The following is a 13,755-nucleotide window of genomic DNA, read 5'->3' as shown; positions in this document are numbered from 1 at the left end:
TCTGTCTCCAGCCGTTTGCTGGGGCCGACGGGGGGCGACCGGCTCCCCGGAAGTTGGCTGGATGCGGACTCGGCGTGATGTGCTGTTTCAGGTTCTCCCGGTCACGGACGAGACTCGTCGGTGCCGTCACGGATGATGTCGGTTATTACTTTGGCGGATCGGGACAGACATGCCTCGATCGCGGAGATGATTGCGGGGTCGGTGTCCGAGGGCAGCCGGGCGTGGATACCGGCGGACGTCTCGGCGACGTCGTCGTCGGTGACCAGATACTCGGGTGTACGTAGCTTGAATAGTTTCCAGACCTCAGGCTCGTACACGGCCATGAGCTCGTCGAGCAGTTCCGGTTCGCACAATTCACGGAGTCGGGTAGCCAGCCGGTCCAGCTCGGGATCGGGGATCCCAAGCTCGTTGTCGAGCAGCAGCAGCTCGAAGGCCTGCGCCTCGTCCACGACTCCCATTGTCCCCTGCATGGCAAGGGCAAGCGCGATTGTGGTTGTTGAGGTGGCCAGCGGAAATTAGCGCCGCGAACTCGACGACCCGGTGCGGGGCCAGATCATCGACCACCTCACCGAACGAGTCGGCCAGGTGGCTCTGGTCGCGAATTTCGGCACCACCTCGATCGCGAATCCCAGCACCGTTCGATGTGGTGTTCATGAATCTCGACAGCACCCCGGCCAGACGACCGTACGCAATATCAGCGACTGACCTACTGTTGTTTGCCACCTGCCGTGCGGCCGCCGAGCTGCCGGACAAGGGACCACCGACTGCGGGAGTTCATAGAGTAAACATGTTCCAGATCCGTGATGTGAGAGCGGTCCAGCGGGCGTCCCGCCCAACGCTCGCTCATGCCGATGAGCGAGCCCTCATGTGATCGATGGGGACATTCGGTAGCATCGCAACGCCACTAGAAGAGGAAGATCAGGAACCCGAAGCAGGCCACTCCTACGCACAGGAGCGCCAGCAACAAAGTAGCGATGAACACCGAGCAGCAGAAGAGCACCCGGACCAGCCGAGCCTTGCGATGCGCTGCTGGTCGAACCCCATCCTTTTCGCCGGGGGCAACCTCTACTCCGACGACACCCGCCTTACTGGCCGCAATCCTCTCGAGGATCGCTTCGGTTCCGCTTCCGTGCCCGACCTGTTCACGCTCACCCACGCCGCCAGATTGCCACAGAACAGGAAACCCAGTGGCTGATGGCAGGGAACATGGACTCCGCCACTCAGCAAAGCGATAACCCGTTCTAGTGTTGCTATCGGTGAGCCCACAAGTGGCGACGTGTGTCCGTCATGATGGCAAGCGACAACCCAGCTGCGGAAGTCGGTCAGGTACCGCTGTACCGCAACCAGGATGGCGCGATGGTGTCGTGATTCGCGACCGGCCCCGAACAAGACGCTGTCGAAATTCGCGACCAGGCGGTGCCCGAATTCGCGATCAAAGCCAGATTCAGCAATTCACCCTCGCCGCGATCGCCCGGATCGCCTTGGCCCGCCCGACGATCCACCGCGCCGACGAGCCGATGACCGACCGCCAGCTGCGCGACCTGTGCGCTCTGGTGATCGAGGCCGACCAACCCGACATCCCCGACAGCGGTGTGCTGCACAATCCCGCGATGCGCCGGCTGATGGCCCGCCTGTCCTACCAGCAGGGATTCTTCCGCTACGACGAGTACGGCGACGTCATGCGCACCCTGGCGTTACTCGTCGAGCACGACCCGGCAGTCCACGGACTGCCCACCGCACAGGACTGGGAGGCGGAGCTCGGAGTTCCGCTGCCGGACTACCTCGCGATCGTGTTCGCCCTCTACGTCGGCGCGAACATGCGCCGCGGCCGATTCACCACCGCCGATCTGGCCCACCACGCCGAGGTCGGTGCCTTCGGTGGCCACGATGCGGCGACAGTGGAGAAGCTGATCGCCACCCATCTGGCCACCGACCTGCCGGCCCTGCATGAGAAGGCGCGCACCGAGGACGCGGACGAGAGCGGGCCGGGCCGGCAGATGTGGTTGACCAACCCGCTGCTGGCCACCCCCATGATCAGCGACAGCGACGGCTGGCGGGCGCCGATCAGCCCGTACCTGCTGCACAAGATCACCCCGTTGGGCCTGTACTTCACCGGCTTGACCCACTTCGGTGACGACTTTCCCCGTGCGCTGGGCGATTCGTTCGAGCTGGTCGTGGGCCGCCACCTCGCCCTGCTCACCGCCTGCGGGGCCGTCGTGCATCCCGAGATCGCCTACGGCCGCAAGGGGAGCAAGAAGACCGTCGACTACCTGATTGTATTTCCCGAACTCGTGCTGCTCGTCGAATCCAAGAGCATGCGATCGACCGCCGAGGCACGCCTCGGCGACGAGGACGGCCTGGCCCTGCTCACCACGCGGGTGCAGAAGGCACGCAATCAGATCGACACCACCGCCGACCTCATCGCAGACCGGATCCCCGAACTGGAGGCCATCCCGGCGGATCGGCCGATCCGCGGTCTGGTCGTCACCCTCGAGCCAATCCCTCTTGTCGATACCTACCTATTCACCGACCTGATCGGACCGAACACCGTGCAGAGCGCGACGGTGTGCGCCCACGACTTCGAAGCGATTCTGCCCACCCTGGCCAAGACGCCGGACGCCGGTCAGCGCCTCCTCGACGCGCTGACCTTCCGCGACCCGACACCACCGGCGCTGGCCCGCGCGGTGGACGAAATCGAGGGCCGCGAGGAGAACCCCCTCACCACTGACCTGTGGGACCGATGGAAGGAAATTCTGCCCCGACCGTCGTAACGACAACCCACACGAATGGGATTCGCCTGCCAGGAAGACGCGCCTCGATGACGAGACGATATGTGTATTCCATTGGAATTTCCGACGCGGGCCCCGCTTTCCGTGCCACCGCAGTGGATGGGCTGCTGTGGGCCGACGCCGGCTGGTCCGGCGCTGGCCCGCACCCACGTCCGTCGGCGGGGTAAGGCCCGCAGCCGCACGCCATATCGCCAACAGGACCCACGCTTTCGGTCACTGCGCCCGCGTACCGTGAGCGGTTGGCGGCGCACCTGGTGCCGGTCGATCCAGCAATGGTGAGCGTGGGGAGTGGTTATGGGGTACGGGGTCATGGCGTATGCGGTAGATATCGAGGTGTTGCGGGCCCCGTCCGCGTTCATGGCCGAACCACGCGACTACCTCGACCAGATGGTGAATATGAGCATGTCGATGGACAGACCCGACGGCTTCGCCGAGGCGCTGGAAGAGCTGTTCTTTTCTCGGCCGCGCACCGGCACGGACGGATCGGTCTACGGCTACGCCCTGGAATCGCTGTGCGAGCGGGCAGGCACCGCTCTGCCGAATGCCTACTGGTATCCGGTCGGCGAGTCATGGTTCCGAACCGTGCACGACGCCCTCGGCGAGATCGGTGTGCAGTTCGACCCTGGCGATCTCGTCTACTCGGGCTCTCCCGTTGTGCTGCCGGAGATCGTCGACTTTCCCGGGATCGGTCACCTCGCACACGCAGAGCTGACCCCGGTCGCGCAGGCGCTGGCATCCGCTGACCTGTCCGCCATCGCCGACGATCGGGTCACGCAATCTATTGCTGAAATGCGGGATTGGGTCCGATTCTGCGCAGACCATGGCTACGACCTCGTGAGCTTCTACCACTGAATGCGCCGTCGCGGCAGTGTAGGACCGCGCCCGCTTCGGCACCGAATACCATGGAGGCTGTGCAGCGCGCGGGGGCCGGTGATGCACCGTGAATCGCTTCCGCTACTGATCCTCGGGGCTGAACCAGGCAACCGGCGGGCGGACTCGGACGGCCGGGTCGCCACGCCGAGCGAGTGGTTCGGTGACCGACGGAACATCGGCCCTTCGCTCCTCCTCGGAGCGAAGGAATTTCATCGGTACGCTCGGTGGCATGGGCGGGGACCTGCTACTTCTGATCGCCACCGTCGGCCCGTTGGTGCTTTTCGGGTGGGCGGCTATTCGGGCGAAGCACCACGGCCTCGGGGGAGCGTTTGCCGGGCCGTTCCAGGAGATGTTCGATCCCGGCGCGGCGCGAGCACAGATCGTCGTCGAGGAGAGAGCGGAACTGCCGGATCCTGCGGATGCCGGCGAGCGGAGATGACCGCGCGCCCGCCGCGCGGACCGGCGCCGGAAGGTTCAGCAGCCCGCCAGGACTTCCGTGAGCGCGACCTTCTCCGCCGGTTGTACGGTGAGGTGCCAGGTCGATTTCACCGCGATCCACATCCGCGCATATGTGCATCGGTAGGTGGTGTTCGGCCGGAGCCACGCGGCCGGATCCTGGTCGCCCTTGGATCGATTGGACCGCGCGGTCACCGCGATCAGCTGAGGGCCGCCGAGATCGTTGGCGAACTTCTCGCGCGCCTCTGTGCTCCACTCCCGGGCGCCGGACCGCCACGCTTCGGCGAGCGGGACCACGTGTTGTCTGTACCTGACTGAGTGTGTCGTTGACCTCTGCGAAGAACCCACTGGATCGTCGTCCTCAGCAGTACGCGCGCTGGCCCGAAGACTCGATGACGAACGGCGCGAGCACCGCAAACAAACCGCCGAGCTGCGCAAAGCACTCGAAGCCGCGCACGGAGAAAACTTGGAACTCCGGCGCCGCTTGGCCCGCTACGAACCGGGCTGAGTCAGCTCCGTCGGCCACCGGGGGAACCAATCCGCCGGTGGCCGATTTCACGCGAGAGCACAGCAATTCAGATGAGGTTCAGTGCGTCCGCGACCGTGGTGAGGTAGTCGATGTGAGCATCGACGGAGTCGAGCCCGAAGCCCATGGTCGCTACGGCGGCGTGGGTGCCGCCTGCTGCGCTCCAGGTGGCGATCTCGGTGGCGACGGTTTCGCTGCCGTGGCTGAGGGCGACGTATTCCGCGCCGAAGTCTTCGGTGCTCCGGCCGGCTGTTCGGAGGCGTTCACGTAATTGGTTCCAGGAGTCGACCGCGGTGTCGATGCCGGTGGCGCCGAAGAAGACGAATCCGTCTGCGAGGCGGGCGGCGCGGTCGAGTGCTTTGTCGGAGGCTCCGCCGAGCCAGATCGGGATCGGACGCACGGGTTTGGGAATTAGGGCCGCTCGGTCGACACGGTCGAAGCGGCCGGAGAAGTCGACGACAGGTTCGGTGAACAGGCGACGTAGCAGGTCGATCTGCTCTTCCTGCCGGGTTCCGCGGGTGCGGAAGTCCTGGCCGAGGGCTTCGTATTCGACAGGGCTCCAGCCGACACCGACTCCGAGTCGTAGTCGGCCGCCGGAGAGCAGGTCGACGTCGGCGGCTTGCCGCGCGACGAGGGCGGTTTGGCGTTGCGGCAGGATCAGCACGCCGGTGGCGAATCCGATCCGTTCGGTGATGCCGGCGAGGTGGGCGAACAGGACGAACGGGTCATGGAACGGATCGTGTTCGGTGTAGGGGCCGGTCAGTGGCGGCGTTCGGTCGGCGTGTACGGCGCCCAGGACGTGATCGTAGGCGAGGAGGTAGTCGAAACCGAGGTCCTCGACCGCCTTGCCGAATCGCCGCACGGCGGAGGGGTCTCCGCCGAGTTCGGTCTGGGGGTAGACCGCACCGATCCGGATCCGGTCGGTCGCCGCGCCGGTCGGGGACTCGCTGCTGCCTGCGGACATATAGGTTCTCCATTCATCGGTCGCTGGACTACCGCGAGCGTTCAGTGCTCGGCGGGGCGAGAGGTCTGCGGATCGAGTTGATCTTGGGTGGCGGCCCAGCTGGCGAGCAGTGCGAGACCGTCGTGGGAGGCGCTGGCGGGTTCGGGGGTGTAGGCGGTCAGGGTCAGTCCGGTGTCGGCGGACAATGCCATGACCTCGAAGGCGAAAGTGAGTTCACCGACGACAGGGTGGTGGAAGGTTTTGGTGCCCGCGCGGTGCAGGCGCACGTTGTGGGCGGCCCACCGGTTGCGGAAGATATCGCTGCGGGTCGACAGTTCCCCGATCAGGTCGGACAGGTCGCGGTCGAAGGGGTTGCGGCCGGCTTCGGTGCGCAGCATCGCCACGGTGGTGTTGGCTGCCTCGTCCCAGTTCGGGTAGATCGTTCGGGCCTGCGGGTCCAGGAAACAGAACCGGGCGAGGTTCACCGGCCGTGCCGGGTCGGCGAACACCGGCAGGTACAGGGCCCGGCCCAGCCGGTTGGCCTCCAGCAGGTCCAGGCGCTCGTTCATCACGATCGCCGGAACCTCTGTCATGCCGTCCAGGATCCGGCGCACGCTGGCTCGAACCTCTCGCGCGGCGGGGCGGCGCCCGCGGGTGCGGGAGGTGGTGTTGGCGGTGCGGGCCAGGTCACGCAGGTGGGCGTGTTCGGCCTCGTCCAGGCGCAGAGCTACGGCGATGGCGTCGAGCACGCTGTCGGACACTCCGGTGAGGTTTCCGCGTTCCAGACGCGCGTAGTAGTCGGTGCTCACCCCGGCGAGCATCGCCACTTCCTCGCGTCGCAAGCCGGGGACGCGGCGTCGCCCGTAGGTAGCCATACCCGCTTGCTGGGGTGTGATCCTGGCTCGCCGGGTGGCCAGGAACTCACGGATCTCGTTGCTGCTGTCCACGTCAGTCAGGCTACGGTCCCGCGCCGGCAGTAGGGGTGGTCTGTCATTACCTGGGTAACCAGGCACTGCCTCGCCGTCCGCTGGAGGGGTTTGCTCGAGTGCAGGCCCGGACGCGGTGCAGATGCCGTGATCGCCAGGGATCGGGCCTCGGATTCGAGGAGACCCATGACGGAGGGCACAGCGTTTCGAGGGATCGGGCGGCGCGCGTTCGCGACACGAACCGCGCTGCTGGGGGCGGCGCTGGTTGTGGGCCCGATGGTGACAGCCGCGTGCGCGGATCAGCCGAAACAGCACCACGGAAGGGGCACCGATATGCAGACTCGAAGTCTGGGCGATTTGACCGTCTCGCAGGTGGGGGCGGGCGCGATGAGTATCAGCGCCAACTATGGCCCGCCTGCGGACCGGAATCAGGGCATCGCCACTTTGCGCGCCGCACACGACCGGGGTGTCACCTTCTTCGACACCGCTGAAGTGTATGGCCCCTACACCAGCGAAGAGCTGGTAGGAGAAGCGCTGGCACCCGTCCGGGACCAGGTGCGCATCGCCAGCAAGTTCGGCTTCGATGTCGAGGGCACCGGCGCACCGTTGAGCCGGCCCGAGCACATCAAAACTGTTGTCGAGGGCTCCCTGCGTCGGCTGCGCACCGACCGGATCGACCTGTACTACCAGCACCGGGTCGACCCGAATGTCCCCATCGAGGACGTGGCAGGGACAGTGAAAGACCTGATCAGCGAAGGCAAGGTGCTGCACTTCGGACTCTCGGAGGCCGGCGCGCGAACCATCCGCCGCGCCCACGCGGTGCAACCGGTGACCGCGGTGCAAAGCGAGTACTCCCTGTGGACGCGTGACCCCGAACGAAACGGCGTTCTCGACACCTGCGAGGAACTCGGGATCGGTTTCGTCCCGTGGGGGCCACTGGGTGAAGGCTTCCTGACCGGCACGATCGGCACCGGCACCCGATTCGACCCGGACACCGACCTACGGTCCCGCTTCCCCCGCTTCGCCCCCAACGCCCTCGCCGCCAATATGCCGATCCTGACCACGGTGAAACGACTGGCCGAAAAGAAGAACGTCACCCCCGCCCAGTTCGCGCTGGCATGGCTCCTGGCGCGCAAGCCGTGGATCGTACCGATCCCGCATCTGCCGCTGGGCGGGCGACTGGAGAATGAGACGCAATGCGGTTCCGGGCATCCCATAATGCCGATGAGCGGTTGTGCGGCGGCCGTGGAAGTGATCGTTCGTCAAGTAACTGGGTTATTGCATCATCTGGATGTGCGGGTGCTCATGTGATGTCGGGCAGATTCGGATGATCTGGTTGTTGACGTCGGAGACACAGATCTGGGTCGGCATGCTCGGGCCGCCTTGTACAGACCCCCATGAGCTGTTGGCGGCCTGGTCCTCGAAGGGGATCCAGTGGTGGATGTCGAATTGCCACTCGTCGCTGGCGATCGTCAGCAGCGGCTCGGTCGGGGTGCCGCAGGTGGGGCAGGGGGTCGGATACGGGTCTTGCATATTCCAGTCGATCCAGCCGCCGATCTTCCAGCCAGGCGCAAGATTTAGGAAGTTGTACGGCTGATCGTCGTCACCGAGACCACCGAACTCGACGCCGGGAATCTGGTCCATGGTCCACCGGTCCACTCGTCGCCGAAGCTCCCCCTCGAGCTCCCCCGAGTTCGGGTATTCGATCACCTGTTCCGGATCGATCATGCACGGTTCGGGCACCAGGTCCTCCTGACACTCCGCCGATTCCGGAGGATCCACCAGGACGTCGGATATTGCCGCCGCCGACCGCCAGAAAAGCGCGGTCTTGGGCAGGCAGTCGCCGTGCTCGTTGGGGCACCACAACACTTGCAGCAGATCAGCTCCCTCGGGCGGATTCAGACCAGGCACGTCACGGGCGTACAGTTGCGCGACTGGCAGCATCGCGATCGGACCGCCGGACGCCGGACGGTTCTCCATCCGGAGAAGGATGTTCCACTCCTCTGTGGTGTAGTCCCTGTGCTCGCCGTCCTTCGCTTCGCGCATCCGCCGCTTCAGCCTGACGTCTGCCACAGAGACTCTCGGTACCCATACTGCTTCGTGGTCCACGGCACTGCAGTGCGGCCAAGGCTCGTCTGCCGGCCACAACAGTGGCCCCCCGATCGAACTGTCGCGCACCGATGGCGTTCCCGGACGCGGATGCAGGCGAGTCGCGGTGCGGGCCAGTGGTGCCAACTCGGGAAAGACGGTCACGAGATCAACCGGACGTGGCGGAGTAGTACGAGTCACACAACAACCTCTCGACCTACCCGGAGGTATTCGATTTCGATGACGATGGGACCGGCGCGGTCCCATCCCGAGACTAGGCCGCGTTTCATAAGCCCGATGGTGTGGGATGGAACCCGTTGTCCGGGTTGAGAAGTTGGTGATGTGGCGAGGTCTCCGGTAGTTGGTTGAACGACCAAGCACAACCGGAAACCAACCGGAGACCTCGTGAACAGCGTAACGGCAACGTGCCGTGCGGATCTGACTGATGCTCAGTGGGCGAAACTGAAACCGCTACTACCTGCTGGTATGAAGCCGGGTCGGCCACCGCGGTGGTCGAAACGCCGGTTGATCGACGGGATCCGGTGGCGGATCCGGACCGGCAGCCCGTGGCGTGATATTCCGACAACGTATGGGCCGTGGCAGACGGTGTACGGGTTGTTCCGCCGCTGGCAGCGTGACGGCACGTGGGAATCGATACTGACCGCGCTGCAAGCCCACGCCGACGCGGGCGGCGAGATCGAGTGGACGGTGAGCGTGGACTCCACGATCGCCCGTGCGCACCAGCATGCGGCGGGTGCCCGCCGCGACTTCGACGGTCAGGTCGAACCGGCGGGTGGTTTCGACGACGAACCCGCTGACCACGGTCTGGGACGGTCGCGGGGTGGGTTCACCACGAAGCTGCATCTGGCCGCCGACCAGGGCCAGCGGCCGTTGGCTCTGGTGATCACACCTGGTCAGTGGGCCGATTGCCCGCAGTTCACGACGGTGCTCGGCGAAATACGGGTGCCGCGACTCGGGGTCGGTGGCACCCGGTCGCGACCGGATCGGGTCCTGGCCGACAAAGCCTATTCCTCGGCGGCCAACCGTGCTTACCTGCGGCAACGCGGGATCAAGGCAACCATCCCGATCAAGGCGGACCAGGCAGCGCATCGCGTGGCCAAAGGAAACGCTGGCGGCCGGCCGCCAGCGTTCGACCCGAACCTCTACAAACTGCGCCACGCCGTGGAATGCACGATCAGCCGCCTCAAACAGCACCGCGCAGTCGCCACCCGCTATGACAAACTCGCTGTCCGCTACCTGGCCACGGTCCGCGTCGCCGCAATCAACCTGTGGTTATCCGGCCACGACTTATGAAACGCGGCCTAGACGCGGCAACACACGGAACCGACACTGAGTAAGGGCGGCTCGATAGCTACATCGGTGAACATCCGACAACGCCCGCCCCCGGCCCGCTCCCTCTATTCCCTAGACCCGGACGAGCCGACACTGTGAGGTGAGTGGGTCCATCGCTGCAACGATGGACCCACTCACCAATTACCCGGACACTCTTCGATTTTCACCCGGCACTACCGCATACCACCTGCTGTGACCTGGCCCTTCCGCAGCTCCGGAAGGTGTTTGAAGAGCGTGGATCGCGAGACACCGGGTTGCCGTAGTATCCGCCGAAAATCGGGCGGATATGACGTCCTTACTGATCGGAGCACTGCTGGAAGTCCGCTCCGACCTGCTCGGTCTCTTCTTTACGACTACAGCGGCCAGGGGAATGGGCATATCCGTTGCTTTTTCGGCGATTGCTGGGGTTCCGGTAGTAACCGCCGAAAAACCAACGGATATGGCGTAGCCGCAGCGCGACTGCCGGTGAGGTCCGGTTCGGCCTGCGGTGGAGGCGGACTGCTGGTTTGCTTGTCTCCCAGCGCTATTGGTTGGTGTGGGAGGTCGGTTTCGTGGCGACGCGGGTGTTCGCGGATGAGGAGTTGGCGCGTCTGCGGGAGTTCCCGGAGATCGGCCGTGAGGAGCTGTTCCGGTTCTTCACGCTCTCGCCGGCGGATCTGGCGTTCGTCGATCCGGGGCGCGGGCGTGGTCCGGCTGATCGGCTCGGTATCGCGATCGCGTTGTGCACGTTGCCGTGGCTGGGGTTCGTGCCCGATCGCGTGGTGAGCGCCCCGCCGGTCGCGGTGGCCAGGTTGGCCGAGCACCTGCGCCTCGACGGTAGCGAGATCCGTTCTTACGGTCGCCGAGCTCAGACCCGCACCGATCATCTGCGTCTGGTCGCGCAGTATCTAGGCTGGCGTTCGGCCGGTGCGCTCGAGGTCAAGGAACTCGACGAGTTCCTGCTGGCGCGGGCGATGGAGCACGATTCCCCGACTCTGCTGTTCCGGCTGGGGTGTGAGTATCTGATCTCGGCGCGGGTTGTCCGTCCCGGCCCGGTGAGCATGGTCGAACGCATCGCCCACGCCCGTGAGCAGGCCCAGCGCGAGACCTACGACCGCCTGGCCCACGAGTTCACCCCGGACCGCTGCGCCGAGCTGGACGCGCTGCTGGTCACCGACACCTCTCTGGGGGTTTCACGGTTGCGATGGCTGTCGACCGGTCCGGTGGAGGCCTCGGCGGCCGCGGTGCGCGCGGAGGTCGACAAGCTGGCGTTCCTGCGCGGGCTGGGCGCGGATCGCCTCGATCTGTCGGTGCTCCCGGCCGAGCGGCGGCGGTTTCTGGCCACGATGGGACGCCGGTTGACCCCGCAGGCGCTGGAACGCCGGGATCCGCAGCGGCGGTACCCGATCCTGCTGACCGTGCTGGCCCAGTCCGGTACCGACGTGCTCGACGAGGTCGTGGCGTTGTTCGATCAGGCGATCTCGGCGAAGTTCGGTGCCGCGGAGCGCCGGATGCAGCAGGAGCTGGCCGAGCGCGGCAAGACGGGGGGAGGACCGCCAAGCGCTGCTCGACGACCTGCTGGCGATCGTCACCGACCCGGCGGTGGCCGATGAGGAGATCGGCGCGCTGATCCGCGGCGATGCGATCGGGTGGGAGCGACTGCGGGCGGCGCTCGCCCAGGCCAAACCCCGGTTGCCGCGTGATCACGGGCATCTGGCCGCGCTGGACTCCTCCTACAACTACCTGCGCCAGTTCACCCCGGCGGTGCTGTCGACGGTCGGTTTCGCCGGCGGGACCGCCGCGTCCGAGTTGCTGATCGCGGTCGCGATGCTGCGCGAGCTCAACGCCACCGGGCGCCGGAAGGTCTTCGAGGAGGCCCCGACCGGGTTCGTGCCCGCGAAGTGGCGTGGCTACCTCGATGCGGCGCGCAAGTCCGGCAGCACCACCGCCTACCGGCACTACTGGGAGCTGTGCGTGCTGCTGGCGCTGCGCGACGGGCTGCGCAGCGGGGACGTGTACGTGCCGGGCTCACGCCGCTACGCCGACCCGGCCGCCTACCTGCTCACCGGCGAGCAGTGGGAACCGCATCGGGGCGAGTTCTGCCGCCTGGTCGGGCGCTCGGCCGATCCAGGCATCGCCCTGGCCGCCGTGGTCGAGGAGCTGCATACCGCGGTGGGTGAGCTGGAGGCGGTGCTCGCCGAGGGCGAGGGCCCGGTGCGGCTGGACGGTGAGTCCGGGGAGCTGGTCATCTCGTCGTTGACCGCCGAGGATGTTCCTGCCGAGGCGGTCGCGCTCAAGGCGGAGCTGACCGAGATGTTGCCGTTCGCGCCGATCGTGTCGCTGCTGATCGAGCTGGACAAACGCACCGGCTACCTGGACTGCTTCACCCACGCCGGCGGCCAGGCGACCCGGACGCCGAAGCTGAAGCGCAACCTGATCGCGGTGCTGCTCGCGCACTCGACCAACCTCGGGTTGACCCGGATGGCCGAGGCCTGCGGCATCTCCTACGACATCCTGTCCTGGACCGACGAGTGGTATGTGCGCGAGGAGACGCTACGCGCGGCCAACCTGGTGATCATCGGCTACCACCAGCGGCTCCCGCTGACCCCGGTGTTCGGCACCGGGACACTGTCGTCGAGCGATGGGCAGCGCTTCCCGACACGCGGAAAGTCCACGACCGCGCGGCCGATGAGCCGCTACTTCGCGAACGAGGGCCTGTCGACCTATACCCATGTCACCGACACCCACGCCACGTACGGCACCAAGATCATCGTCGCCACGCGCCGCGAAGCTCACTACGTGCTCGACGAGATCCTCGGCAACGCCACCGATCTGCCGATCACCGAACACGCCACCGACACCCACGGAGTCACCCTGGTCAACTTCGGCCTGTTCGACCTGCTCGGCATGCAGCTGTCCCCGCGGATCCGGGACCTGGGCCGGATCACCCTCTACCGGCCGGGCCCGCGCGGCACCGCCGAGGCCCGGTTCCCGCACGCGGGCCCGCTGCTGACCCGCAAGGCAAACCTCGATCTGATCGCCGGGCACTGGGACGACCTGCTCCGGCTGGCCGGGTCGTTGAAGTTCGGGCACGCCACCGCCTCCCTGCTGGTCGGCAAGCTCTCGGCGTCGGGGCGCCAGAACACGCTGGCCGCTGCCTTGAAGGAGTACGGGGCGCTGCGGCGCACGATCTACGCCGCGAAGTACCTGGCCGATCCGGGCTACCGGCGCAAGATCACCCGCCAGCTCAACAAGGGCGAATCCCTGCACGCGCTGCGCCGCGATCTGCTCTACGCCCACGAAGGCACGATCCGGGCCCGCCAGCTCGCCGACCAGACCGAGAAGGCGTGGTGTCTGACCTTGGCCACCAACGCCGTGATCGCCTGGACCACCGAGTACTACGGCCTCGCGGTCGCCCAGATGCGCCGGGCCGGCCACCGCATCGACGACGAGGTCCTGGCCCACATCTCCCCCGCGCACAGCGCCAACATCAACTTCTTCGGCGCGATCGAAGTCGACATCGAGGCCGAACTCGCCGCGCTCGGCCCGACGGGCTACCGGCCGCTGCGGGTGCGCGACACCCTGTTCTGACCGGTCCCGGCGTTACACCAGGGCCCGGTTCGTGTGCTCGCTGTCGAGCCATTCGGTGGTCGTCATGTCCGGGATCAGGTCCGCACAGGATCGTCCGTCCTGGGTCCAGTCGTGGTCCCAGGCTCGCGGGTAGTGCGGTCTGGCGACGTAGCCGAGGGCGTAGGGAGCGCCCTCGACGCCGATCCGCAGCTTGTCGGCGGGTGCTGCCCGCCCACTGGCGTCCGGAGTGCC

Annotated in this window: 11 protein-coding genes and 1 pseudogene; 7 read left to right on the top strand and 5 right to left on the bottom strand. The window is 66.4% G+C overall.

Annotation, left to right across the window (positions count from 1 at the left end; genetic code table 11):
• Nucleotides 1-101: 101 nt before the first annotated feature.
• Complete coding sequence (locus OG804_RS02160; protein WP_328393295.1) at nucleotides 102-449, bottom strand: hypothetical protein; 348 nt, start codon at nucleotides 447-449, stop codon at nucleotides 102-104.
• A 425-nt stretch (nucleotides 450-874) separates the two neighbouring features.
• On the opposite strand from OG804_RS02160, the gene OG804_RS02155 reads away from it, so the two are divergent.
• The 4 genes from OG804_RS02155 to OG804_RS02140 all read left to right on the top strand — a co-directional run bounded on the left by OG804_RS02155 (nucleotide 875) and on the right by OG804_RS02140 (nucleotide 4,101).
• Entirely contained in the window at nucleotides 875-1,195 is a 321-nt protein-coding gene (locus OG804_RS02155; RefSeq protein ID WP_328393293.1) for a hypothetical protein, read from the top strand.
• Nucleotides 1,196-1,517: 322 nt separating this feature from the next.
• On the top strand, nucleotides 1,518-2,771 hold the full coding sequence (locus tag OG804_RS02150) for a hypothetical protein (RefSeq protein ID WP_328393291.1): 1,254 nt from the start codon (nucleotides 1,518-1,520) through the stop codon (nucleotides 2,769-2,771).
• Between the two features lie 312 nt (nucleotides 2,772-3,083).
• Nucleotides 3,084-3,641 (top strand): DUF7691 family protein, encoded by a 558-nt coding sequence (locus OG804_RS02145; protein ID WP_328393289.1) that lies wholly within the window; start codon nucleotides 3,084-3,086, stop codon nucleotides 3,639-3,641.
• A 250-nt stretch (nucleotides 3,642-3,891) separates the two neighbouring features.
• On the top strand, nucleotides 3,892-4,101 hold the full coding sequence (locus OG804_RS02140; RefSeq protein WP_328393287.1) for a hypothetical protein: 210 nt from the start codon (nucleotides 3,892-3,894) through the stop codon (nucleotides 4,099-4,101).
• Between the two features lie 35 nt (nucleotides 4,102-4,136).
• On the opposite strand, the gene OG804_RS02135 is transcribed toward OG804_RS02140, so the two are convergent.
• From OG804_RS02135 to OG804_RS02125, 3 genes are all read right to left on the bottom strand, one after another.
• Nucleotides 4,137-4,535, bottom strand: coding sequence for an HNH endonuclease family protein (locus tag OG804_RS02135; RefSeq protein WP_328398203.1), 399 nt, complete (start codon nucleotides 4,533-4,535; stop codon nucleotides 4,137-4,139).
• 158 nt (nucleotides 4,536-4,693) lie between these two features.
• On the bottom strand, nucleotides 4,694-5,608 hold the full coding sequence (locus OG804_RS02130) for an LLM class F420-dependent oxidoreductase (RefSeq protein WP_328393285.1): 915 nt from the start codon (nucleotides 5,606-5,608) through the stop codon (nucleotides 4,694-4,696).
• Between the two features lie 41 nt (nucleotides 5,609-5,649).
• A complete protein-coding gene (locus tag OG804_RS02125; protein WP_328393283.1) occupies nucleotides 5,650-6,534 on the bottom strand; it encodes a helix-turn-helix transcriptional regulator in 885 nt (294 codons plus the stop codon).
• Nucleotides 6,535-6,699: 165 nt separating this feature from the next.
• Here OG804_RS02125 and OG804_RS02120 point away from each other — a divergent pair, with 165 nt between their 5' ends.
• Complete coding sequence (locus OG804_RS02120; RefSeq protein WP_328393281.1) at nucleotides 6,700-7,824, top strand: aldo/keto reductase; 1,125 nt, start codon at nucleotides 6,700-6,702, stop codon at nucleotides 7,822-7,824.
• On the opposite strand, the gene OG804_RS02115 is transcribed toward OG804_RS02120, so the two are convergent.
• On the bottom strand, nucleotides 7,789-8,586 hold the full coding sequence (locus tag OG804_RS02115; protein WP_328393279.1) for a hypothetical protein: 798 nt from the start codon (nucleotides 8,584-8,586) through the stop codon (nucleotides 7,789-7,791). The genes OG804_RS02120 and OG804_RS02115 overlap by 36 nt on opposite strands.
• A gap of 420 nt (nucleotides 8,587-9,006) precedes the next feature.
• On the opposite strand from OG804_RS02115, the gene OG804_RS02110 reads away from it, so the two are divergent.
• Both OG804_RS02110 and OG804_RS02105 read left to right on the top strand, forming a co-directional pair.
• On the top strand, nucleotides 9,007-9,915 hold the full coding sequence (locus OG804_RS02110; protein ID WP_328391131.1) for an IS5 family transposase: 909 nt from the start codon (nucleotides 9,007-9,009) through the stop codon (nucleotides 9,913-9,915).
• 590 nt (nucleotides 9,916-10,505) lie between these two features.
• Nucleotides 10,506-13,524 (top strand): annotated as a pseudogene (locus OG804_RS02105) (Tn3 family transposase).
• Nucleotides 13,525-13,755 lie beyond the last annotated feature (231 nt).

The sequence above is a fragment of the Nocardia sp. NBC_00416 genome, assembly GCF_036032445.1.
Taxonomy (GTDB): Bacteria; Actinomycetota; Actinomycetes; order Mycobacteriales; family Mycobacteriaceae; genus Nocardia.
This window is presented reverse-complemented; position numbering and strand designations above follow the sequence as displayed.